Origin of the sequence: Pseudomonas borbori, from assembly GCF_900115555.1 — a bacterium.
GTDB classification, from domain to species: Bacteria; Pseudomonadota; Gammaproteobacteria; order Pseudomonadales; family Pseudomonadaceae; genus Aquipseudomonas; species Aquipseudomonas borbori.
The window spans coordinates 113,659-136,504 of the sequence record NZ_FOWX01000010.1; the positions used below are offsets into that span (position 1 = coordinate 113,659).

At 64.6% G+C, this 22,846-nt stretch carries 17 protein-coding genes and 4 tRNA genes; 16 read left to right on the forward strand and 5 right to left on the reverse strand.

All coding sequences use genetic code 11. The features are described 5' to 3' along the window. The first annotated feature begins 4 nt into the window (after positions 1 to 4). The gene (recA, locus tag BM315_RS09750; RefSeq protein ID WP_090500344.1) at positions 5 to 1,042 is read left to right on the forward strand and encodes a recombinase RecA; all 1,038 of its coding nucleotides are present in this window, start codon (positions 5 to 7) and stop codon (positions 1,040 to 1,042) included. A 10-nt stretch (positions 1,043 to 1,052) separates the two neighbouring features. Beyond that, entirely contained in the window at positions 1,053 to 1,517 is a 465-nt protein-coding gene (gene recX / locus BM315_RS09755) for a recombination regulator RecX (RefSeq protein WP_090500346.1), read from the forward strand. A gap of 111 nt (positions 1,518 to 1,628) precedes the next feature. Here the strand turns inward: recX and BM315_RS09760 are convergent, their stop codons facing one another. Both BM315_RS09760 and BM315_RS09765 read right to left on the reverse strand, forming a co-directional pair. Next, positions 1,629 to 2,708, reverse strand: a complete 1,080-nt coding sequence (locus BM315_RS09760) for an LOG family protein (RefSeq protein ID WP_090500348.1) — start codon at positions 2,706 to 2,708, stop codon at positions 1,629 to 1,631. Positions 2,709 to 2,966: 258 nt separating this feature from the next. Next, positions 2,967 to 4,370 (reverse strand): MBL fold metallo-hydrolase RNA specificity domain-containing protein, encoded by a 1,404-nt coding sequence (locus BM315_RS09765; RefSeq protein WP_090500350.1) that lies wholly within the window; start codon positions 4,368 to 4,370, stop codon positions 2,967 to 2,969. Between the two features lie 128 nt (positions 4,371 to 4,498). Here BM315_RS09765 and BM315_RS09770 point away from each other — a divergent pair, with 128 nt between their 5' ends. Then, positions 4,499 to 6,904: a phosphoketolase family protein gene (locus tag BM315_RS09770; RefSeq protein ID WP_090500352.1), complete on the forward strand. Its 2,406-nt coding sequence runs from the start codon at positions 4,499 to 4,501 to the stop codon at positions 6,902 to 6,904. Between the two features lie 63 nt (positions 6,905 to 6,967). On the opposite strand, the gene BM315_RS09775 is transcribed toward BM315_RS09770, so the two are convergent. Beyond that, positions 6,968 to 7,366, reverse strand: a complete 399-nt coding sequence (locus BM315_RS09775; protein ID WP_090500354.1) for a quorum-sensing-regulated virulence factor family protein — start codon at positions 7,364 to 7,366, stop codon at positions 6,968 to 6,970. 635 nt (positions 7,367 to 8,001) lie between these two features. On the opposite strand from BM315_RS09775, the gene BM315_RS09780 reads away from it, so the two are divergent. Together BM315_RS09780 and BM315_RS09785 are read left to right on the forward strand one after the other, a co-directional pair. Next, on the forward strand, positions 8,002 to 8,397 hold the full coding sequence (locus BM315_RS09780; protein ID WP_090500447.1) for a tetratricopeptide repeat protein: 396 nt from the start codon (positions 8,002 to 8,004) through the stop codon (positions 8,395 to 8,397). Positions 8,398 to 8,592: 195 nt separating this feature from the next. Next, positions 8,593 to 9,954: a DNA recombination protein RmuC gene (locus BM315_RS09785; protein ID WP_170862192.1), complete on the forward strand. Its 1,362-nt coding sequence runs from the start codon at positions 8,593 to 8,595 to the stop codon at positions 9,952 to 9,954. Positions 9,955 to 10,000: 46 nt separating this feature from the next. Here the strand turns inward: BM315_RS09785 and BM315_RS09790 are convergent, their stop codons facing one another. Together BM315_RS09790 and BM315_RS09795 are read right to left on the reverse strand one after the other, a co-directional pair. Beyond that, positions 10,001 to 11,257 (reverse strand): MgtC/SapB family protein, encoded by a 1,257-nt coding sequence (locus BM315_RS09790; RefSeq protein ID WP_090500358.1) that lies wholly within the window; start codon positions 11,255 to 11,257, stop codon positions 10,001 to 10,003. A 147-nt stretch (positions 11,258 to 11,404) separates the two neighbouring features. Continuing rightward, positions 11,405 to 14,881 carry a PAS domain-containing hybrid sensor histidine kinase/response regulator gene (locus BM315_RS09795; RefSeq protein ID WP_090500359.1) on the reverse strand — a complete coding sequence of 1,159 codons (3,477 nt, stop codon included), beginning with the start codon at positions 14,879 to 14,881 and terminating at the stop codon, positions 11,405 to 11,407. Positions 14,882 to 15,118: 237 nt separating this feature from the next. Here BM315_RS09795 and BM315_RS09800 point away from each other — a divergent pair, with 237 nt between their 5' ends. The 11 genes from BM315_RS09800 (at position 15,119) to BM315_RS09850 (ending at position 22,834) form a co-directional block, all read left to right on the forward strand. Next, positions 15,119 to 15,688, forward strand: a complete 570-nt coding sequence (locus BM315_RS09800; protein ID WP_090500361.1) for a GNAT family N-acetyltransferase — start codon at positions 15,119 to 15,121, stop codon at positions 15,686 to 15,688. A gap of 3 nt (positions 15,689 to 15,691) precedes the next feature. Next, the gene (locus BM315_RS09805; protein WP_090500363.1) at positions 15,692 to 16,531 is read left to right on the forward strand and encodes an AraC family transcriptional regulator; all 840 of its coding nucleotides are present in this window, start codon (positions 15,692 to 15,694) and stop codon (positions 16,529 to 16,531) included. Between the two features lie 372 nt (positions 16,532 to 16,903). Continuing rightward, positions 16,904 to 17,620 (forward strand): AzlC family ABC transporter permease, encoded by a 717-nt coding sequence (locus BM315_RS09810; RefSeq protein ID WP_090500365.1) that lies wholly within the window; start codon positions 16,904 to 16,906, stop codon positions 17,618 to 17,620. Further along, positions 17,620 to 17,949, forward strand: a complete 330-nt coding sequence (locus tag BM315_RS09815) for an AzlD domain-containing protein (RefSeq protein WP_090500367.1) — start codon at positions 17,620 to 17,622, stop codon at positions 17,947 to 17,949. The genes BM315_RS09810 and BM315_RS09815 overlap by 1 nt, the downstream gene beginning before the upstream one ends. Before the next feature lie 144 nt (positions 17,950 to 18,093). Next, positions 18,094 to 19,971 carry an MFS transporter gene (locus tag BM315_RS09820; protein WP_090500369.1) on the forward strand — a complete coding sequence of 626 codons (1,878 nt, stop codon included), beginning with the start codon at positions 18,094 to 18,096 and terminating at the stop codon, positions 19,969 to 19,971. Between the two features lie 79 nt (positions 19,972 to 20,050). Further along, entirely contained in the window at positions 20,051 to 21,532 is a 1,482-nt protein-coding gene (gene gltX, locus BM315_RS09825; protein WP_090500371.1) for a glutamate--tRNA ligase, read from the forward strand. 123 nt (positions 21,533 to 21,655) lie between these two features. Then, positions 21,656 to 21,731 (forward strand) — tRNA-Ala (locus tag BM315_RS09830). A gap of 65 nt (positions 21,732 to 21,796) precedes the next feature. Beyond that, positions 21,797 to 21,872, forward strand: a tRNA-Glu gene (locus tag BM315_RS09835). A gap of 51 nt (positions 21,873 to 21,923) precedes the next feature. Further along, positions 21,924 to 21,999, forward strand: a tRNA-Ala gene (locus tag BM315_RS09840). 48 nt (positions 22,000 to 22,047) lie between these two features. Then, positions 22,048 to 22,123 (forward strand) — tRNA-Glu (locus BM315_RS09845). A 171-nt stretch (positions 22,124 to 22,294) separates the two neighbouring features. Further along, on the forward strand, positions 22,295 to 22,834 hold the full coding sequence (locus BM315_RS09850) for a TetR/AcrR family transcriptional regulator (protein ID WP_090500373.1): 540 nt from the start codon (positions 22,295 to 22,297) through the stop codon (positions 22,832 to 22,834). The last annotated feature ends 12 nt before the right edge of the window (positions 22,835 to 22,846 follow it).

The following is a 22,846-nucleotide window of genomic DNA, read 5'->3' on the forward strand; positions in this document are numbered from 1 at the left end:
TTCAATGGACGAGAATAAGAAGCGCGCCTTGGCGGCAGCCCTGGGCCAGATCGAGAAGCAGTTCGGCAAGGGCGCGGTAATGCGCATGGGCGACCATGAGCGCCAGGCGATTCCGGCCATTTCCACTGGTTCGCTCGGTCTGGACATCGCCCTGGGCATCGGTGGCCTGCCGAAAGGCCGGATCGTCGAGATTTACGGCCCCGAGTCCTCCGGCAAGACCACCCTGACCCTGTCGGTGATCGCCGAAGCGCAGAAGCTCGGCGCCACCTGTGCCTTCGTCGATGCCGAGCACGCGCTGGATCCCGAATACGCCGGCAAGCTCGGCGTGAATGTCGATGATCTGCTGGTGTCGCAGCCGGATACCGGCGAACAGGCCCTGGAAATTACCGACATGCTGGTGCGCTCCAATGCCATCGACGTGATCGTCATCGACTCGGTGGCGGCTCTGGTGCCGAAGGCGGAAATCGAAGGCGAAATGGGCGACATGCACGTGGGCCTCCAGGCCCGCCTGATGTCCCAGGCGCTGCGCAAGATCACCGGCAATATCAAGAACGCCAACTGCCTGGTGATCTTCATCAACCAGATCCGCATGAAGATCGGCGTGATGTTCGGTAGCCCGGAAACCACCACCGGCGGTAACGCGCTGAAGTTCTACGCCTCGGTGCGCCTGGACATTCGTCGCACCGGTGCGGTGAAAGAGGGTGACGAAGTGGTCGGCAGCGAAACCCGGGTCAAGGTCGTCAAGAACAAGGTGGCACCGCCGTTCCGTCAGGCCGAATTCCAGATCCTCTACGGCAAGGGTATCTACCGCAATGGCGAGATCATCGACCTCGGCGTGCAACACGGCCTGCTGGAAAAGTCCGGTGCCTGGTACAGCTATCAGGGCAACAAGATCGGTCAGGGCAAGGCCAATTCGGCCAAGTACCTGGAAGACAATCCGGAAGTGGCACGCACCATCGAGGGCCTGATCCGCGAGAAACTGCTGGTTGTCAGTACACCGGCCAAGGCCAGCGCAGACGATCTGGCCACTGCCGAGGTCTGATTCGTAGAACATGCCTGACGTACTGGATAACCTCGTCGCGGTACGCCGAGTGGCCATGGATCTACTGGCGCGCCGCGAGCATGGGCGCGTCGAGTTGACCCGTAAGCTGGCCAAGCGCGGTGCCCCTATCGAGTTGATCGACACAGCCCTCGAGCGCCTGGCGCAAGAGGGTTTGTTATCCGAGGCGCGTTATCTGGAAAGCTTTGTCGGTTATCGTGCGCGCGCCGGTTATGGGCCGTTGCGCATTCGTGAAGAGCTGATCCAGCGCGGCTTGTCGCGAGCCGATGTCGAGCAGGCGTTGCGCGACAGCGGCGTCGACTGGGGCGAGCAACTGGCACAGACCTGGCGCCGCAAGTTTGCCGGCCAGCTACCGGGTGACGCTCGCGAACGTGCTCAGCAAGGCCGCTTCCTCAGTTATCGCGGTTACCCACTGGATCTGATCGGACGCTTGTTGCGCGGCATCGATCTGGACTGAAACGCCCTGTCGACCCGGATCCTGTGCTCCGGGTCTTGTGTTTCTGGACTGTTGTCGTTTGCACGGCCTCGTTGCTGGCATGGGTCGCGTAGGCCCGCTTGCCAGCTGTTGTCAGCTTGTCTGTTCCCAGTGCTGCGGCTGGTTGATCAGATCCAGCAGTTCGCGCAGGCGACCGTGGTCGCGGCTATTGAATGCGAATGCCAGGCGAGTCAGGTGGCAGAGTTCCGGCTCGTCTTGTTCGGATTCGCAATAAGCCTGCTGCTGGAAACCACCGCTCTTGCACAGGTCGATGAACTCGCTGTTCAGTTGCTGCATGGCCGCTTCATTGAGTGGGTGGTTGAGACGGATCACGTAGCGATCCTTGATCCAGCGACTGGAGTGGTAATTGCGATAGAACTGGGCGATTTCATCGGCGGCGTCTGCGGCGCTGTACACCAGGCGCACCAGGTGCAGGTCGTGGGGCAGGATATAGCGGTTACCCACCAGCTGTTTGTCGATAAAGGCCATGGCCTCTTTCCAGAAACTGCCCCCCGGTTGATCGAGCAGGATCACGGGCACCAGTGGACTCTTGCCGGTTTGAATCAGGGTCAGTACTTCGAGGGCTTCATCCAGAGTGCCGAAGCCGCCAGGGCAAAGCACCAGGCCGTCCGCTTCCTTGACGAAGAACAGCTTGCGCAGGAAAAAGAAGTGAAATGACAGCAGGTTGCTGGTGCCATGCACAGTGGCATTGGCCCCTTGTTCGAAGGGCAGGGTGATATTGAACCCCAGGCTGTTTTCCAGTCCGGCGCCTTCATGGGCGGCCGCCATGATGCCGCCGCCGGCACCGGTAACCACCATCAATTCGTGCCGCGCCAGGGTGGCGCCCAGTTCGCGGGCCAAGGCATACAGCGGGTGATCGGGTGGCGTGCGTGCCGAGCCGAAGACGGTGACCTTGCGCCGCCGTTTGAATTGCTCCAGTGAGCTGAATGCGTGCTCCATTTCACGCAGGGTTTGCAGCATGATCTTGGCGTCCCAGCGATTGCGGTCGGCTTGGGCCATGCGGATCACGGTGATCAGCATGTCGCGATACAGGGGCAGGTTCGGGCTGTCGCCAGGGACGACCAGAGTAACCAGTTCGTCGACTTTGTCGGTAAGGTCGATGCCGCTGGTCTGGAAGTGGCGGGATAAGTAATCGTCCGATTCGTAAGGCATTCGACTTCTCCTTTCAGGATGCCGGCCGGATTCTTTCGCCGTTGTGAAAGCCCGGCCATATTCAGAGTATGGCTCGAGCTTGTCCTTGGGAAGGCTAAATACCTGATCAGGTTGCAGAAAATCTCCGGGCTGGGTTGGCGGTCGGCGACAGATCCGGCTGGGTCGTTGTAGGGGATCTTGGTTCGACTCGCCATCGCCCAGCAGGAGGATCTCTGCCGATGGCCCGGCTTCGCTCTGCTGCAGTTGCCCCGCATGGGTTCAGATGGCGATCTGCTCGCCGGGTTCGGGAATGCTGGCAATCCAGTTGAGGCGCTCGCGCAGGGCTTGCTGCAGCGCCTGCATTTTCTCCAGTTCGCCATGCACCAGATACAGCTCGGGGTGATGGTCGAAATGACTGACCCAGTCGAGCAGCTGCGACTGCCCGGCATGGGCGGAGAAGCCGCCGAGGGTGTGGATCTGCGCTTTGACCGCGATGCGCTGATGGAGCATTTTCACCGTGCTGGCGCCATCGACTATGGCGCGTCCCGGGGTGCCTCTGGCCTGGAAGCCGGGGAACACCACATGACAGTCCTCGCGCCAGAGGTTGTGCTTGAAGTGGTGGGCGATGCGCCCGCCGGTGCACATGCCGCTGCCAGCGATGATGATGGCACCGCTCTTGACCCGGTTGATCGCCATGGATTCGTCCGGGGTCGGGGTACAGCGCAGGATCGGCAGCCAGTCCTCGATGCGCCTGGCGGGCTTGTCCGCGATGGCCGCGTGATCGTCCGGGTCGAACAGGTGTTGAAAGCGCGAATAGATGGCGTTGGCGCGTATGGCCATCGGGCTGTCGAGGAATACCGCCTGCTGCGGCAGTCGGCCTTCCTGGTAGAAACGCCCGAGGTAGTAGATCAGGTCCTGGGTGCGGCCCACGGCGAAGGCCGGGATCAGTACGTTGCCGCCGTCGCGATGAGCCTGCTGGAGAATTTCGGCCAGTTCATCCAGGGTGTCGTCGCTGTTGCGGTGATCGCGATCGCCATAGGTGGACTCGAGCAGTACCAGATCGGCGCGGTCGAGCGTGGTCGGGGTGTGCATCAGCGGCGAGCAGGTGTTGCCCAGGTCGCCGGAAAACACCAGGCGCCGGGTCAGGTGATGATCCTGCACCTGCAGTTCGACGATCGCCGAGCCGAGGATATGTCCGGCATCGTGAAAGGTGACCTGCACGCCCTTGGCCACTTCGATTGGCTGGGCATAAGCCTGTGGGCGCCGTTGCTTGAGCGCCTGATCGGCATCCTCGGTGGTGTACAGCGGGCTGAGCGGCGGCTTGCCCAGGCGTGCACGCCACTTGTTCTCCCACTCGGTATCCTTTTCCTGGATCTGCGCCGCATCCAGCAGCATCAGTTCCATCAGTTCGCAACTGGCGTCGGTGGCGAAGATCGGCCCGCGATACCCGGCGCCAACCAGTTTGGGCAGCAGACCGCTATGGTCGATATGGGCATGGGAAATCACCACGGCGTCCAGGCTCAGCGGATCGAAGGGGAAGGGCGCGCGGTTGCCTTCCTCCTCTTCGCGGCGGCCCTGGCGCATGCCGCACTCCAGCAGCACCTTGGCGCCATCGCGGCTTTCGATCAGGTAGCAGGAACCAGTGACTTGCTGGATGGCGCCAAGGAAGCTGAGCAGAGCCATGTGGGAAATCCTTGATGAGGGCGAATGATCACAGGGTGCCGCGAACGCAGGCCGACGGCCTTGATACAGGTCAGGGTGTCGACTGTTCGGTTTGTCCTAGACTGGCTGAAAAAACCGGGAGAGCGCTCATGCCGCAACTATTGCCGAGTGCCAGCGAGCTGGCCGCACATGCCCTGGCCGAACCCGGCTTCGCCGCCTGGCAGCAGGGCTACGGCCCTGTACAGCATAGTCCGGAAACCCGTGCGGCGGTCTTTCGCATGGCCCATCAACTGGTGCAGGCGGGCCAGCAGCCCGACCTGGCCTGCGTCTATGCCCTGCTGCGCGCCCTGGACCGGCTGAACGCCGCCGGCTTATGGCTGGTGGTGCACATGACCTACGCCCGGCGCGTGCGCCTGGACGGCGTGGCCCTGGAGCCTGATGACTTCAAGGTAAAGCCCGAGGGGCATACCGGCGGCGCCTTGAACATGGTGCCCGGCTATGCCGCCTACCTGGCGTTGAACGCCCTGACGGGGGAAACCCGTGGCTGGCTGATGGGCCAGGGGCACTGTGTGGCGGCGGTCGAGGCGCTGAATCTGCTGACCGCCAACCAGCACCCGGAACAGGTCGCACGTTATGGCTGCGATGAGGCGGGCATGAGCCGGCTGGTGGCGGACTTCTACAGCTATGCCCAGGCGCCCGACGGCGCTCCGGCTGTGCCCCTGGGCAGTCACGTCAACCCGCACACCGCTGGCGGTATCGCCGAAGGGGGCTACCTCGGTTTTGCCGAGTTGCAGTACTGCCACTTGCCTTTGCCCGGTGAAAAGCTGGTGGCCTTCCTGTCGGATGGCGCGGCCGAAGAGCAGCGCGGCAGCGATTGGATGCCGCGCTGGTGGCGGGCGCAAGACTGCGGGGTGGCGCTGCCGGTGATGATCGCCAACGGCCGGCGTATCGAACAGCGCACCGAGCTGGGTACCCAGACGGGATTGGAGGGTTTCCGCCAGCATCTGCGCCGCTGCGGTTTCGATCCGATCAGCTTCGATGGGCGCGATCCGGCGGCCTTCGTTTGCGCCCTGTGGCAGATGGAGCAGCGCCTGGGGCATCGGGTTGCCGAGTTGCACAGCGGCATCCTGGATTACCCGTTGCCGATGCCCTACGCGATCGCTGAAACCGAGAAAGGCTTCGGCTTCTATGGTGCCGGCAGCAACGCCGCGCACAACCTGCCGCTACCGGCCAACCCGCATCTGGATGACACCGCGCGTGCGCTGTTCAATCGGCATGCGGCCGCTCTGTGGGTGGCGCCGGACGAGCTGAGCCAGGTCTGTGCGCAATTTCGTGGTGGCCGCGCCGAGCGTGCGCTGGAGCGCGATCATCCGTTGGCGCTACGCCAGCCGGCTGCGCCGCAGCTGCCCGAACTGCACTACCACGGGCAGGACTGCTCGCCGATGTCGGCGCTGGAGCGCTTTTTCGTCGAGTTGGTGCAGGCCAACCCGCAGCTGCGGCCGCGGGTGGGCAACCCGGATGAATTGGCCAGTAATCGCCTGGAAGGCGTTCTGCGCGCCCTCAAGCACCGGGTCTGTGCACCTGAAAGCGAGTTGGAAGCCGTGGATGGCGCGATCATTACCGCGCTCAACGAGGAAGCGGTGGTGTCCGCCTGCCTGGCCAATCAAGGCGGCCTGAACCTGGTGGCGAGTTACGAGGCCTTCTGCGTGAAGATGCTCGGGGCGGTGCGCCAGACCCTGATCTTCGCCCGGCAGCAGAAAGAAGTGGGGCGTCCTGCCGGCTGGCTCGGCTGGCCGCTGGTGGCGACTTCGCATACCTGGGAGAACGGCAAGAACCAGCAATCGCACCAGGACACCAGCTTCTGCGAGGCTCTGCTCGGCGAGATGAACGACATGTTGCGGGTGCTGTTTCCGGCCGACCATAACTCACTGCTGGCTCTGCTGCCGGCGGTCTACCAGGCGCGCGGGCAACTGGCTTGCATCGTCAGTCCCAAGCGCGAGCGCCCGGCCCAGTTCGACCAGCAGCAGGCCGAGCAACTGGCCCGTGATGGCGCGCTGCTGCTGGACCAGCAGGAGGGCGCCGACCCGGTGCTGCTGATCGCCAGCGGTTCTTATCAGTTGAGCGAGATGCGCCGGGCGGCCGAGCGCCTGAGCGCGAAGAAATGCGCCTGGCGTCTGGTTTACCTGCAGGAGCCGGGGCGTTTTCGCGAGCCGCGCGATCGCTGGGAAGCGCAGGCGGTGGCGCCGGCCGCGCTACGCGACGCCTTGTTCCCGGCGCAGTACCCGCGCCGCGTGCTGCTGACCCATATGCGCCCGGAAGTGGCGCGTGGGCATCTCTGGCCGGTACTCGGCGATGCCCGCTGCAACCGGGTGCTGGGTTATCGCAATCGCGGTGGCACCCTGGACGAGGCGGGCATGCTGTTCGCCAACCAGGCGACCTGGGCCCATGTGTTGCAAGCGGTCACAGAGGTGCTGGGTATCCCCGCCCGGAAACTGTTGAGCAAGGAGGAACAGGCCGCACTGGCCGGCACGGGCAGGCCCGAATGCCTGCGCTGAACCGCCTGAAAGGGGCCCTGTGGGCGGCTCATCGGCGCGACGCGGAAGCGCCCGCCGAGCGGCCTATAGACCGCAGTCGCTGCTGCTGAAGCGCTCGCTGACGACCGGGCGATTGCTCTTGTACTCGCTGAACTCGTAGCGCAGGACGGCGCCGCGGGCCAATAACTGGCGATAGCCCGGGTTGCGGCAGACGCTGTTGGCCAGTTGCGCGCGCACGCTATCCGGGTTGCCGCGCATCTGCGCGGCATGCTCGGGGCGCACGCTCAGGTGGTTGACCAGTTGATTGCCGTCGACGCTATAGCCTTGATCGAGAATGTCTTCGTTGATCGCCCGCGGCGTCCCGATGCTGCTTTCCTTGGCGACTCGTTCGAGGGTCTTGCCCAGCTCGAAGTCGTTCAGCGATGCGGCCTGAACCAATGCGGGGAGGCTAAGGGCGAGGATTACAGCGGTCGGACGCAGCATGGGATTCTCCAGAGTCAGTTCAAAGCCTTCGACAGGCATGCGCCCGCAGAGGTTCGACAGGCCAGTATCTTACTAGCAGTTTGCCGGGTTGGATCGTCCGTCACGAGGGAAAGGCCTCGGTTTGAGATTTCGGATCGAGATGGTTTTTTGCGCAATTTCGGGCTGGAGAACTCCCGGTGATAAGTCGTTCTGCTTGACGAAAGAACTGAGCGGGCTCGAATTTTTGTACTGGGCCGCGTTGCGTTAGATGGGCTGCCAGGGGGGCGCGTATTGATGCGCAAAGGGCTCTAAACAGGGCGCTTAGGTGGTGCGGGGTAAAAACTTTTGCACAGTTGCGGTGCGCCTTGTCAAGACTGATTTTGTGATTGATGTAAATCCTTGATTCTCCTTGATGATTTCTTAAGTCAATGAAAAATATGATTTTTTTATGCTGGTGAAAAAATCATCAGTTTGTCCATAAGCCCCGTGGCGCAGGCGGTCAGACGCCTTGCGGACATGTTATCCACTGAGTTATCCACAGTTTTTGTGGATTGTCTCAGGGCTCCGCTCTGGCACGCCGCCAAGCGCGTTTTTCGCGCTTTACCTCGGTGAAAAAAGGAGTAAAGTGCGCGCCTTTCCCGCTATCGCTGTTGCTTATGTCTCGTTTATCCGCTGCAACATCTCCTGTCAGCCCCCGCTTGCCGATACGTGTTGCGCTCTGGCTGCTGGACAGCCCGCGCTTCGGTGAAGCGCCAAGCGTCAAGCGCTTCGCTGGCCAGTTGCTCAAGCAGCCGGCGCGTCAGGGTGTGGTGCTGGCTCAGAGCCGCTTGGGCCAATTGCTCTGCCGCGACTGTGGCAACGCCCGCGACCGGCGTATCGGCCTCGAATTATTGCGCCAGGCTGCGCGTTCCGGCGATCGCCGCGCCCAGCTGGAACTGGGTCGGCTGTACAGCCAGCCGCGCAGCAATGAAGCGCTGCAGGCGCGGCACTGGCTGGAACTGGCCGCCGCACAGGGCTCGGCAGAAGCCAGGCAGCTGCTGGGCGGCCTCTGATTCCGCTCTGAGCGTTCTGCGCGGGACCTGGCTGGGTATACTGCCCGGCAATCTTGCGCGGAGCCGCTTATGCCAATCGATTTACCTTCCCAGCTACCTGCGCTGCTGTTCGGCCTGGCCGTCGCTGGCGTGCCGTTGCTGGTGCTGGCCTGGTCGCTGCAGCGGCGTGCGGCCAGTGCGCAACTCGAATCCAGCTTGCTGCAGGAGCGTCTGGGCAGTGTTCAGTTGGCTCAGGCCGGCTTGAGTGCGCAGCTCGACGAATGTCGCCAGGAGCTCGCCGAGATCAGCGAGATCAAGGCCGACCAGCAGGCCGAGCTGGCGGCCAAGCGGCGCGAGAGCGAACTGTTGCAGCACGAACGGCAGATCGCCCGCGAAGCCGCCCTGGCCTGGCACGCCCAGCGTGAGCAGCAGGAAGCCGAACTGCGTCGCCTGGGCGCCGAGCGCGCGGCCTTGAGTGCCGAGTTGCGCGAGCAGCAGGCCAGCCACCAGCAGCGCCTGGACGACCTGCAGGGCTCGCGCGATGAATTGCGCGCGCAGTTCGCCGAACTGGCCGGCAAGATCTTCGACGAGCGCGAGCAGCGTTTCGCCGAGACCAGCCAGCAGCGCCTGGGCCAGTTGCTCGACCCGCTCAAGGAGCGCATCCAGTCGTTCGAGAAACGCGTCGAGGAGAGCTACCAGCAGGAGGCCCGCGAGCGTTTCTCGCTGGGCAAGGAGCTCGAGCGCCTGCAGCAGCTCAATCAGCGTCTGGGCGATGAGGCAACCAACCTGACCCGTGCCCTGCAAGGCCAGAAGACCCAGGGCAACTGGGGCGAGCTGGTGCTCGAGCGGGTGCTGGAACACGCCGGGCTGGAGAAGGGCCGCGAATACCAGACCCAGGTCAGCCTGAAGAGCCCGGACGGCCAGCGTTTCCAGCCCGATGTGCTGATCCGGCTGCCCGGCGACAGGCAGGTGGTGGTGGATGCCAAGGTCAGCCTGACGGCCTACCAGCAATACATCGCCGGTGCAGACGAACCCAGCCGGCAACAGGCCCTGAAACAGCATGTGCTGTCCCTGCGTGGCCATTTGAAGGGCTTGTCGCTGAAGGATTACCAGCGCCTGGAAGGGCTGCACAGTCTGGATTTCGTGCTGTTGTTCGTGCCGATCGAGGCGGCCTTCGCCGCGGCGTTGCAGGCCGATGCCGGCCTGTTCCAGGAGGCCTTCGAGCAGCACATTGTGATCGTCAGTCCGACCACCCTGCTGGCGACCCTGCGGGTGATCGACAGCCTCTGGCGCCAGGAGCGCCAGGGCCAGAATGCCCGTGAGATCGCCGAGCGCGCCGGGGCGCTGTACGACAAGTTCGTCGCCTTCATCCAGGACCTGGACGAAGTCGGTGCGCGGCTGCAGCAACTGGACAAGGCCTACGCCGCGGCGCGCAACAAACTGTGCGACGGCCGCGGCAATATAGTCGGGCGGGTGGAGAACCTCAAACTGCTCGGCGCCCGCGCCAGCAAGAGCCTGTCGCCCGAGTTGCTTGAGCAGGCGGCAGGGGTGGTGTTGCTCGACGAGGCGGCCGAGTAGGGCGCAGCGTCGCCACGCCGTCCTTGCCCAAGAAGCCCGGTCGCGCTCAAACCAGCAGCAACACCGCCGCCCCCGCCAGCAGGCCGGCGGCCATCACCGGCAGGGTGCGCAGGGCCAGCTGGCGGCCGCCGATCAGGGCGATCAGCAAGCCCTTGACCAGGCTGTTGCTCAGGACCGCGAGGAAGATGCCCTGCACCGCGACCTGGGGAGCCAGCTCGGTCTTGGCGCTGCGTGCCAGGGTCAGGGTGATGGGGTCCACGTCGGCGAGTCCGGAGAGCAACGCCACCAGGTACACGCCCGCATCGCCAAGCCAGCGCCGCGCCGCCTCGACGAGGAACAGGATCAGCACCAGCAGCACAGCGAAGCGCAATGCGGGAGCCAGTTCGAAGGGGTTCTTCAGCGGCGGTTCGGCGCTTTCCTCGCGCGGGTCGCCGGCCAGCCGGAAATACATCAGCGCCCCCCCGGCATAGACCAGGGCCGCCACGCCCAATGGCCAGAGCAGGCGCGGCAGCAACTGGGTATTGACCACGCCGACCTCCAGCAGCACCCGCGGGAACATCAGCGCCGAGGTGGCCAGCAGGCCGCAGGCCAGCATGGCGTGCAGGCCGCGCTGCTGGTTCAGGCGGGCCAGGGTGATGGTCATCGCGGTGGAGGAGACGATGCCGCCGAGCAGGGCGGTGATCAGCAGGCCGTGGCGGGTGCCGACCAGGCGGATCGCCACATAGGCGGCGAAACCCAGGCCGGCGATCAGCACCACCATCCACCAGATGACGTAGGGGTTGAACGCCTGCCAGGGGCCGTAGCCCTGGTTGGGTAGGGCCGGCAGCAGCACCAGGGAGATGAACAGCAGCTTCAGCACCCCCGACAGTTCCGCCTCGCTGAGTCGGCGCAGGGCGCCGTGCAGGGTGCGTTTGAGGCTCAGGAGCAGGGCCACCGCCACCGCCCCGGCGGCGGCCAGGGGAGGGTGTCCGGCGACTGCCAGGCTGCCGAGGACGAAGGTGATCAGCATCGCCACTTCGCTGGTCAGGCCGCGGTCGCCTAACTGCATCAGGTCGCCGAAGTAGGAGGCGAGTACCAGGGCGGCGAAGCCGATGAAGACGACCGCCCAGGCGACCACGCCGAAATGTTCGCCGAGCAGCATGGCGAAACCGCCGAGCAAACCGCTCAAACCATAGGTGCGGATGCCGGCGGCCAGGCGGCCGTCCTCGCTGTGGCGTTCCTGCCAGCCACGTTCGGCGCCGATCAGCAGGCCAACCGCCAGCGCGCTGGCGAAATTCAGCAGGGTGTCGAGAGCCTCGGGCATGCGGCGTCCTTGAGCGGGGCTTGATCTTGGCAGTTTAGCCAGTGGGCGATCGCGACGTATTGCGGCAGGTCAGTGGGTGAGCGTCGCGGCCACTGGCAAGCGCGGCTGTCGTGCCGTCGCTTGTGGGAGGGGGTTCCCGCGGCCAGCCTAGCGCAACGTCAGGTGGCGGCTGAGCAGGGCGCGCAAGGCCGCCGGTTTGACCGGCTTGGCCAGGTAGTCGAGGCCGGCGGCGTGGACTGCGGCGATCAGTTCGGGACGGCCGTCGGCGCTGATCACCACGCCGGGCACTGGCTCGCCCAGGCGGGTGCGCAACCAGGCCATCAATTCGGTGCCGGTCTCGCCTTCGTCGAGGTGGTAGTCGATCAGGGCCAGGTGCGGGCGCACGTCTTCGCTGAGCAGGTGCTCGCACTCCAGGCGGTTGCGCGCGGTCCACACCTGGCAGCCCCAGCGCGACAGCAGGCTGTGCATGCCGGCGAGGATGCTGTCTTCGTTGTCGATGCACAGCACCTGGCTGCCGGTCAGCAACTGGCCATTGAGTTCGGCGCTGGCCGGCTTGGGCTTGGCCGCCGGGGTACGGGCCATAGGTACGCTGACGCTGAACACGCTGCCCTTGCCTGGCCAGGAACGCACCTCCAGCCTGTGTTCGAGTACCCGGCACAGGCCATCGGCAATCGCCAGGCCGAGGCCGAGGCCTTTCTCGGCGCGGGTCTGGTGGCTATCCAGGCGCTTGAACTCCTCGAAGATGACCTTGAGCTTGTCCTGCGGGATACCCGGGCCGCGATCCCACACCTCCAGGCGCAGCTGTCCGCCTGAGCGGCGCACACCCAGTAGCACGCGGCCCTTGGCGTAGCGGAAGGCGTTGGTGAGAAAATTCTGCAGCACCCGGCGCAGCAGTTTGCTGTCGCTGTCCACACGCAGGCGGCTGCCGCGCAGGCGGAAGTCGATGCCTTGCTCGGTGGCCAGCACCTTGAACTCGGCGCCCAGGGTATCGAACAGTGAATTGAGCGCGAAGGCGTTGCGCTCCGGGGTGATGCGGCCATTCTCCAGGCGCGAGATGTCCAGCAGGTCGCTGATCAGGTCTTCCGCCGAGCGCAGCGAGCTGTCCAGGTGGCGTACCAGTTCCTTGGCCTCGCACGGCAGTGCGTCCTCCTGGTGGGAGAGTGCGGCGGAGAACAGCCGCGCGGCGTTCAGTGGCTGCATCAGGTCGTGGCTGACCGCGGCGAGGAAGCGGGTCTTCGACTGGTTGGCCGATTCGGCCACGCCCTTGGCCTCGGTCAGCGCCTGATTCAGTTGCGACAGTTCCTGGGTGCGTTCGGCGACCCGCTGTTCCAGGCCTTCGTTGGCGTCCTTGAGTGCCCGTTCGGCCTCGCGGAACTCGGTGATGTCGGTAAAGCTCATGACGAAGCCGCCGCCGGGCATCGGGTTGCCGATCAGTTCGATCACCCGGCCATTGGGGAAGGTTCGCTCGTAAGTGTGTGCGGTGCCCTGGCGCATCCAGTGCAGGCGCTTGGCGATGCTTTCCTCGACATCGGCGTTGCCGAGCATGCCGCGCTCGGCATTGAAGCGGATGATTTCGGCAATCGGTCGGCCGACGTAGACCAGGCCGTCCGGGTAGTCGAACAACTCGACGTAGCGATGGTTCCAGGCCACCAGGCGCAGCGACTGGTCGACCACGCTGATGCCCTGGGTGATGTTCTCGATCGCCCCTTGCAGCAGGGCGCGGTTGAACTGTAGTACCTCGCTGGCTTCGTCGACGATGCGCACCACATCCTCGACCTGCATCTCGCGCCCTTCGATGGCCGCCTTGACCACCGCACGGGTCGAGGAGGCGCCGAGCACGCCGGCGAGCAGGCGTTCGGTGTGGGCGATCCACTCGCTGTTGGCCGGCAGGTTGGGGTTGAAGCTTTGCCCCTGACGGTAGGCGCAGCGCTTGAAGCTCTGTTGCGCGCGCTCCTTGCCGACGAAGCGGCTGGCGAGTATCAGCAAGTCGTTGACCTGAACCGCCAGCAGGCTGCGGTTGCTCGGCTTGGCGCCGAAATCGTGGTTGATGAAGCGGCTGGCCTGCCAGTGTTCGGAAACCCGTGTACGGGAGAAATAGGACACCCAGGCGAACAGCAGGAAATTGCCGGCCAGCGACAGCGCCACGCCGCGGGTCAGGGCGTCGACCTCGAAGCCGATCGGCGCATAGAGCAGGCCTTGCAGGCCGGGCAGGCTGTCCAGCGACCAGCCGAGGCTGCGTGCCACCAGGGGCATGACCAGGGTGTAGAACCAGATCAGCGCGCCGAAGAGCATCCCGGCGAACACGCCGCGGCGGTTGGCCTGCTTCCATACCAGGGCGCCGAACATCGCCGGGGCCAGCTGGCTGATGGCGGCGAACGAAACCTGGCCAATGGTCGCCAGGCTGGCGTTGGAACCGAGCAGGCGATAGCACACATAGGCCAGCAGCAGGATCAGCACGATGCTCACCCGGCGGGCGGTGAGCATCCAGTGGCGGAAGGCCTCGAACGGCCGTTCGGTATTCTGTCGGCGCAATAGCCAGGGCAGCAGCATGTCGTTGGATATCATGGTCGACAAGGCGACGGACGCGACTATGACCATGCCGGTGGCCGCCGAGGCGCCGCCGATGAAGGCCAGTACGGCCAGGGTCGGGTGGGCCTGGGCCAGCGGCAGGCTGATGACGAAGGAATCCGGCGTCACCCCGGCCGGCAGCAGCATCTGCCCGGCCAGGGCGATGGGCACGACGAACAGCGCGGCGAGCACCAGGTAGGCGGGGAACACCCAGCGCGCCAGGAGCAGATCCCTGGGCTCGATATTTTCCACCACGGCGACATGGAACTGCCGCGGCAGGCAGATGATGGCGATCATCGACATGCCCGTCAGGGTCAGCATCGCCGGCCAGTTCACCGCCTGGGACCAGAACTCGTCGAGTTCGGCGGTGTTGCGCGCCTGTTCGAACAGGTCGCCGAAACCGTTGTACAGCCCATAGGTGACGAAGGCGCCGACAGCGAGGAAGGCCAGCAGCTTGACCAGCGATTCGAAGGCGATCGCCAGCACCATGCCGCGGTGGTGTTCGGTGACGTCCAGGTTGCGCGTGCCGAACAGGATGGTGAACAGCGCCAGGATCAGCGATACGATCAGCGCGGTGTCCTGGGCGCGGATGCCGCTGGAGTCGGGACCGGCGCCGATCAGCAGGTTGACGCCGAGGACGATGCCCTTGAGTTGCAGGGCGATATAGGGCAGCACGCCGACCAGGCAGATCAGCGCCACGACTATCGCCAGGGGTTGGGATTTGCCGTAGCGCGCCGCGATGAAGTCGGCGATCGAGGTGATGTTCTCCTCCTTGCTGATCATCACCATCTTCTGCAGCACCCAGGGGGCGAGCAGCATGAGGATGATCGGACCCAGGTAGATCGGCAGGAATGACCAGAGCTGCTCGGTGGCCTGGCCGACCGCGCCGAAGAAGGTCCAGCTGGTGCAGTAGACCGCCAGTGACAGGCTGTAGACCCAGGCGCGCATGCGCGGCGGCAAGGGCGTGCGGCGGCGATCGCCATAGAAGGCGATGGCGAACAGGATGGCCATGTAGATCAGGGCGACCGCAGCGATCAACCCGCTGGACAGCGACATGGGTACTCCGACAGCAAACTATATGGGACTTGCCCGGTCATAATGCAGGTGCCGATCACAGCTCCCCTCAAGACGAGACAATACTTCAAATGAATGCTCAGCAGTGTCGCAGTAAAGTGCCGTGCCGTCAGGCGCGACCAAGGTCGCAGGTCGGTCGGTTGCTGCCTTTGGGTAATTGTGGTCGGGCCTGTGCCCTGTTAGCGTGGCGCGCTTGCGTCTAGCCGGAGGAGGGAGCCCATGTTCAAGCCGCAATTGATTACCCTGCAGCGCGGTGCGTTGCGTATCGAACCGATGCTCGATGGCGATATTCCGGCGCTGGTGGCCTTGGCCGAAGCCAATCGCCAGGAACTGATCCACATGAGTGGCACCCAGCGCCTGGACTGGTACCGCCAGGGCCTGCTCGACCAGCGTGAGGGCAAGGCGCTGCCGTTCGTCATCCGTCTCGGCGAGCAACTGGTGGGCACCACCCGTTTCGGCGACTTCATGCCGGCGCTGCCCGCCGCCGAGATCGGCTGGACCTGGCTCGACCACGGCCAGCACGGCACCGGCCTGAACGCCATGGTCAAGTACCTGATGCTGCGTCACGCCTTCGAGAGCTGGCGCATGGTCCGCGTGCAGTTGAAAACCGCCGCCAGCAACCTGCGCTCGCAACGCGCCATCGAAAAACTCGGCGCGCAGCGCGAGGGCGTGCTGCGCAATCATCGCCGGCTGGCCGACGGGCGGCTGGACGACAGCGTGCTGTACAGCATCACCGACCAGCAGTGGCCGGCGCTCAAGCAGCAGTTGGAGGCGCGTTTCAGCGGTTGATCGATGGCACCGACCGAGGTTGAGCGCACACGTTTCTGGACCTCGCGCGAGTTGCACGGGGTCGAGCTGCTGCATGCCCACTACATCGAGCAGCGCTTCACCCCGCATGTGCATGAGGGTTTCGTCTTCACCGTGATCGAGCAGGGCGCGCAGTCGTTCCGCCATCGTGGCAGCGACCACCTGGCGCCGGTCGGCAGCATGGTGCTGATCAATCCGGATGAACTGCACACCGGCTCCAAGGCCCATGAGCAGGGCTGGCGCTACCGCGGTTTCTATCCTGATAACCGCCTGATCGTCGGCGTGTTGGCCGAGCTGGGACTGGCTGCGGGCGGCCTGCCGGCGTTTGCCGACAGCGTCTTGCATGACCCGCAGTTGCACCGCATGTTCGCCGAGTTGCATCGCTTGCTCGACAGCCAGGCCAGCGCTTTGCAGCAGCAGACCGCCTGGCGCGAGGCGATCCTGGCGTTGTTCCAGCGACATGCGCAGGTTCCCGCTGGCCGCGCGCCGGGGCACGAACCCCGGGCCGTGGCGCGGGCCAAGGAATTGCTGAGCAGCCAGCTGGCCGAACCACCGTCGCTGGAAGCGCTGGCCCGGGCGGTCAACCTGTCGCCTTTTCATTTTGCCCGGGTGTTCCGCCGCGCCACCGGCCTGCCGCCCCATACCTGGTTGCTGCAGCGCCGCCTGGAGCAGGCGCGCGGCCTGCTGAAAACCGGCTGCACGCCGCTGAGCGTGGCCATGCAACTGGGCTTCGCCGACCAGAGCCACCTGAGTCGGCAATTCAAGCGGACCTATGGCGTCGGCCCCGGCGAATACCGCAAGGCCTGCGGCGCCCGCCCCGGCTAAGGGGGCGTGCGCGCCAGCGGCGGTGGCGCTGCAGCCGCTACCAGGGCAGCCGTAGGCCCGTGTGGGGGCGGGCGGCCGCTACCGCGCCTGGGTTGGCCTGGAAATCGCGTCGCCCGGGTTCGCGGCTAAAGCCCCTCCCACAAGAGCGCCGCGATCCCTGTAGGAGCGTTTCTACAAACACACCGCGATGGCCCGTTTCTGACGGCCCTGCGGCACTTGCGGCTAAAGCCCCTCCCACCCCCCCACATAGCTGTGCCACGCCGAGCAGCGGGGACTTTTGTGCCATCGCCTGGCTCGCACCAGTCACTGCGCAAGATCGTTCAAGACCGTCCTCAGGGCTGTGGGGTAACCTGCGCAGTCCAAGGAGGATCCATGTCCCGTCAACACGAATTCGCCCAGGGCGCCCGCGACATGCTGCCGATGCTGCTTGGCGCCATACCCTTCGGCATCATTTTCGGCAGCCTGGCCGGGGCCGCCGGCCTGAGCGTCTGGCAGACCATCGGCATGTCGCTGCTGGTGTTCGCCGGTTCGGCGCAGTTCATCGCCATCAGCCTGCTCGGCGCCGGGACCGGCCTGGCCGTGCTGCTGCTCACCACCCTGGTGGTCAACCTGCGTCATGCCCTGTACAGCGCCAGCCTGCAACCCTTCGTGCGTCATCTGCCCAAGCGCTGGCGCATGCCGCTGGCTTTCTGGCTGACCGACGAGGCCTACGCAGTGGTGCTCAATCGCTATACCGAGCCCGATAGTTCGCCGCACAAACACTGGTATTTTCTCGGCGCGGCCCTGGCCATGTACCTGAACTGGCAACTGTGCACCCTGGTCGGCGTGCTGTTTGGCCAGCGTGTGCCGAACCTCGCGGCCTGGGGCCTGGACTTCGCCATGCTGGCGACCTTTATCGGCATAGTCGTACCCATGCTGCGCAACCGCCCGCAGGTGGCGGCGGCGCTGGTTGCCGGGGCGCTGGCCCTGGCCTGCCATGCCTGGCCGTACAAGCTGGGGCTGCTGGCCGCGGCGTTCGGCGGGATAGTCGTCGGCGTGCTGCTGGAGCGGCGTAACGAAGCGGACGTGGACGTGGAGGAACTGGCCTGATGGACAACTGGCTATTGATCCTCGGCATGCTGGCGATCACCTTTGCGATCCGCTACAGCCTGTTCGCTTTTCCCGACCTGCACTTCCCGCCGCTGGTGCGCCAGGGTCTGCATTTCGTGCCGACCGCGGTGCTCACCGCCATCGTGCTGCCGGGCATGCTCCTGCCGGACGGCCAGCACTGGGCGCTGAGTCTGGACAATGCCTACCTGCTGGCGGGGCTGGCGACTATCGCCATCGCCGCCGTCAGCCGTCACCTGCTGGCGACCATCGGCGGCGGTCTGCTGGTGTTCTTCCTGTTGCGCTGGGCGCTGGGCCAGTTGCCGATCTGAGATCGGCTATTTTGCCGAAACAGTGGCAAAAATCACCGTTCCCTGTGGCTTTGCCGGGGCTTGTTGCAGTCCAATGCTGGACGGGCGCCGCGGCGCTCGCGGTTTTCCCGGCCCTGCACGGCCCTCATGCCAGGTACATGGACGATGACCCCACACTCGCAATTCAGCCTGCTCGGCACAAGGCGCTTCCTGCCGTTCTTCCTCACCCAGTTGCTCGGCGCCTTCAACGACAACATCTTCAAGCAGTCGCTGATCCTCGCCATCCTCTACAAGCTCAGCTCCGGGGCGGACGCCAGCCTGCTGGTCAACCTCTGTGCATTGCTGTTCATCCTGCCGTTCTTCCTGTTTTCCGCCCTCGGCGGGCAGTTCGGCGAGAAATTCGCCAAGGACAGCCTGATTCGTACGATCAAGTTCGCCGAGATCCTGATCATGCTCGCCGGCGCCGCCGGGGTGCTGCTGAATCATCTGCCGCTGATGCTCGCCGTGCTGTTCTGCATGGGCACCCAGTCGGCGCTGTTCGGGCCGGTCAAGTATTCGATCCTGCCGCAGCACCTGCGTGAAGAGGAGTTGGTCGGCGGCAACGCCCTGGTGGAGATGGGCACCTTCCTGGCGATTCTCGCCGGCACCATCGGCGCCGGCATCATGATGGCCAGCAGCGGCTATGCCAGCCTGGTCGCCGGTACCGTGGTGACGGTGGCGGTGCTCGGCTACCTGGCCAGTCGCGGCATCCCCCGCGCCCATGCGGCGCTGCCGGAGCTGGTGCTGGACTGGAACATCCTGCGCCAGTCCTGGCGCATCATGCGCCTGGGCCTGGTCGAGCAGCGGCCGGCGGTCTCGCGCTCGCTGGTCGGCAACTCCTGGTTCTGGTTCCTCGGCGCGGTCTACCTGACGCAGATTCCGGCCTATGCCAAGCAGTGGCTGTACGGCGACGAGAGCGTGGTGACCCTGATCCTCACGGTGTTCTCGGTGGGCATCGCGCTGGGTTCGATGCTGTGCGAGCGGATGAGCGGGCATAAGGTGGAGATCGGCCTGGTGCCCTTCGGCTCGATCGGCCTGAGCCTGTTCGGCATGCTGCTGTGGTGGCACTCCGGCGGTTTCCCGCAGGGCGCGCAGGCCCACGACTGGCTGGCGCTGCTCGGGCATGGCCAGGCCTGGTGGATCCTGTCCTCGATTCTCGGCATCGGCCTGTTCGGCGGCTTCTACATAGTGCCGCTGTACGCCCTGATCCAGTCGCGCACCGCCGAGCATGAGCGGGCGCGGGTGATCGCCGCCAACAACATCCTCAACGCGCTGTTCATGGTGGTCTCGGCCATCGTCTCGATCCTCTTTCTCAGCGTCGCCGAGCTGTCGATTCCGCAGTTGTTCCTGGCGATTTCGCTGATGAACGTCGCGGTCAACAGCTACATCTTCAAGCTGGTTCCCGAGTTCAGCATGCGCTTCCTGATCTGGCTGCTCGGCCACTCGCTGTACCGGGTCGAGCATCAGGGGCTGGATGCCATTCCCGAGGACGGCCCGGCGGTGCTGGTGTGCAACCATGTGTCCTTCGTCGATGCCCTGCTGGTCGGCGGCGCGGTGCGCCGGCCGGTGCGCTTCGTCATGTACTACAAGATCTACAACCTGCCGGTACTCAACTTCATCTTCCGCACCGCCGGCACCGTGCCGATTGCCGGGCGCAACGAGGACCTGCTGATCTACGACGCGGCGTTCAAGAAGATCGCCGAATACCTGCGGGCCGGCGAGCTGGTGTGCATCTTCCCCGAGGGCAAGCTGACCGGCGACGGCGAGATCAACGAGTTCAAGGGCGGTATCGAACGCATCATCGCGGAAAACCCGGTGCCGGTGATTCCCATGGCGCTGCAAGGCCTGTGGGGCAGCTTCTTCAGTCGCGATCCGCGCAAGCGCTTGTTCCGCCGTCTGTGGTCGCGGATCAAGCTGGTGGCCGGCGCGCCGCTCGACGCCGCACAGGCCGACCGGCAGCTTTTGCAGGCGCGGGTGGCAGCGCTGCGCGGCGAGGTGCGCTGAGCGCGTCCGCTGGAGACTGCCACGGCAGGCCTGTTAATATCGCCCCCTTGATCTACGCGTCGATTCCTTGAGAGCCTCCATGACCACCGTCCGTACCCGTATCGCGCCGTCGCCCACCGGCGATCCGCACGTAGGCACCGCCTATATCGCCTTGTTCAACCTGTGCTTTGCCCGCCAGCACGGTGGCGAATTCATCCTGCGCATCGAAGATACCGACCAGGTGCGCTCGACCCGCGAGTCGGAACAGCAGATCTACGACGCCCTGCGCTGGCTCGGCATCGAGTGGAGCGAAGGCCCGGACGTCGGCGGCCCCCACGGCCCCTATCGGCAGAGCGAGCGCGGGCATATCTACCGCAAGTACAGCGCCGAGCTGGTGGAGAAGGGCCACGCCTTCCACTGCTTCTGCAGCGCCGAGCGTCTGGACAAGGTCCGCGCCGAGCAGATGGAGGCCAAGCAGACGCCGCGTTACGACGGCCATTGCATGCACCTGACGGCCGACGAAGTGCAGCAGCGCCTGGCCGCCGGCGAACCCAACGTGGTGCGCATGAAGGTGCCGAGCGAAGGCGTCTGCGTGGTGCCGGACATGCTCCGCGGCGAGGTCGAGATCCCCTGGGACCGGATGGACATGCAGGTCTTGATGAAGACCGATGGCCTGCCGACCTACTTCCTGGCCAACGTGGTCGACGACCACCTGATGGGCATCACCCATGTATTGCGTGGCGAGGAATGGCTGCCCTCGGCGCCCAAGCTGATCCTGCTCTATGAGTATTTCGGCTGGGACAAGCCGCAGCTGTGCTACATGCCGCTGCTGCGCAACCCGGACAAGAGCAAGCTGTCCAAGCGCAAGAACCCGACCTCGATCACCTTCTACGAGCGCATGGGTTTCCTGCCCCAGGCCATGCTCAACTACCTCGGGCGCATGGGCTGGTCGATGCCGGACGAGCGCGAGAAGTTCAGTCTCGACGAGATGGTCGAGCATTTCGACATCCAGCGCGTGTCGTTGGGCGGGCCGATCTTCGACCTGGAGAAGCTGTCCTGGCTCAACGGCCAGTGGATGCGTGAGCTGAGCGTCGAGGAGTTCGCCGCGGGGGTGCAGAAATGGGCCTTCAATTCCGATTACCTGATGCAGATCGCCCCGCACGTGCAAGGCCGGGTGGAAACCTTCAGCCAGATCGCACCGCTGGCCAGCTTCTTCTTCGCCGGTGGGGTCAACCCCGATCCCAAGTTGTTCGAGCACAAGAAGCTCTCGCCCGATCAGGTGCGTCAGGTCATGCAACTGATCCTGTGGAAGCTGGAGGCGTTGCGCCAGTGGGAGAAGGACAACATCACCGCTTGCATCCAGGCGGTGGTCGAACATCTGCAGTTGAAGCTGCGTGACGCCATGCCGCTGATGTTCGCCGCGGTGACCGGGCAGGCCAGCTCGGTGTCGGTGCTCGATGCCATGCAGATACTCGGGCCGGACCTGACCCGTTTCCGCCTGCGCCAGGCCATCGAACTGCTCGGTGGCGTGTCGAAGAAGGAAAACAAGGAGTGGGAAAAGCTGCTGGCAACCATAGGCTAATTGGCCTGTTGCTGGCGGGGCAGGGTAAGTGGTTGTTCTATCAGCATAAAAAAAGCATCTATCGGGGAAAATGTTGTTGACAGTGTCCGGGGCTGCCCTTAACATGCGCCCCGTCCTTGAGATGGGGCTATAGCTCAGCTGGGAGAGCGCTTGCATGGCATGCAAGAGGTCGACGGTTCGATCCCGTCTAGCTCCACCAATCTCAAAGCCGAAAGGCTTGCCACAGTCAGCTCTCGAGTTGGCTGAGTTTTGAAGGGTATCTGCGTCCCCTTCGTCTAGTGGCCTAGGACACCGCCCTTTCACGGCGGTAACAGGGGTTCGAGTCCCCTAGGGGACGCCACTATTTCCAGCCGCAGCGCTTAGGCGTTGCGCGTCGAGAGACATTAAATCCGGGGCTATAGCTCAGCTGGGAGAGCGCTTGCATGGCATGCAAGAGGTCGACGGTTCGATCCCGTCTAGCTCCACCAATTCCACGACAGGCCAGCCTAGTGCTGGCCTTGTTCTTCGAAGGTTTCGTCCCCTTCGTCTAGTGGCCTAGGACACCGCCCTTTCACGGCGGTAACAGGGGTTCGAGTCCCCTAGGGGACGCCATTTTTGCCCGCTCTGCGGGACTTTTAAGGGTCATTCTTTGCGGAATGGCCCTTTTGTTTTTCTGCTCCGCCTTTCCTTCCCGATCAATCGGCCCGACCAGCGGCAAGGCTTTCTGCTTGCTTAAATTTATTATGAGCATAATATTTCAATCGTAATATTTTGGAGGCGAGCATGAACGACAAGAAAGCCCAGACCCGTGAACGCATTCTTTCTGCGGCGAGTGCCGCGCTGGTGCAGCGCGGTCCCGCCGAGCCGAGTGTCGGCGAGGTGATGGGCGCCGCTGGGCTGACCGTGGGCGGCTTCTACGCGCACTTCGAGAGCAAGGATGCGCTGATGCTGGAGGCGTTCAGGCAGTTGCTCGGCCAGCGCCGCGAGTTGATCAAGCAGATGGACAGCGACCTGCCGGCCGACGAGCGGCGGGCGTTGCTGGCGGCGTTCTACCTGTCGCGCAAGCACCGCGATGCCAGCGAGCAAGCCTGCCCGCTGCCGAGTTCGCTGGGCGAGCTGACGCGCCTGCCCGAGGGCTTTCGCACGGCCCTGGCCGAGCATCTGGAGTTGATGGTGGCGCAGTTGTCGGCAAGTCCCGAGGACGCTTCGCGGGTGCTCGCCGACATCGCCTTGATGGTGGGGGGGCTGGCGCTGGCGCGCGCGCTGGGTCCCGGCGAGTTGTCCGACCGCGTTCTGCGTGCCGCCAAGTCGGCGATCGTTTGAGGCAATCGTTAA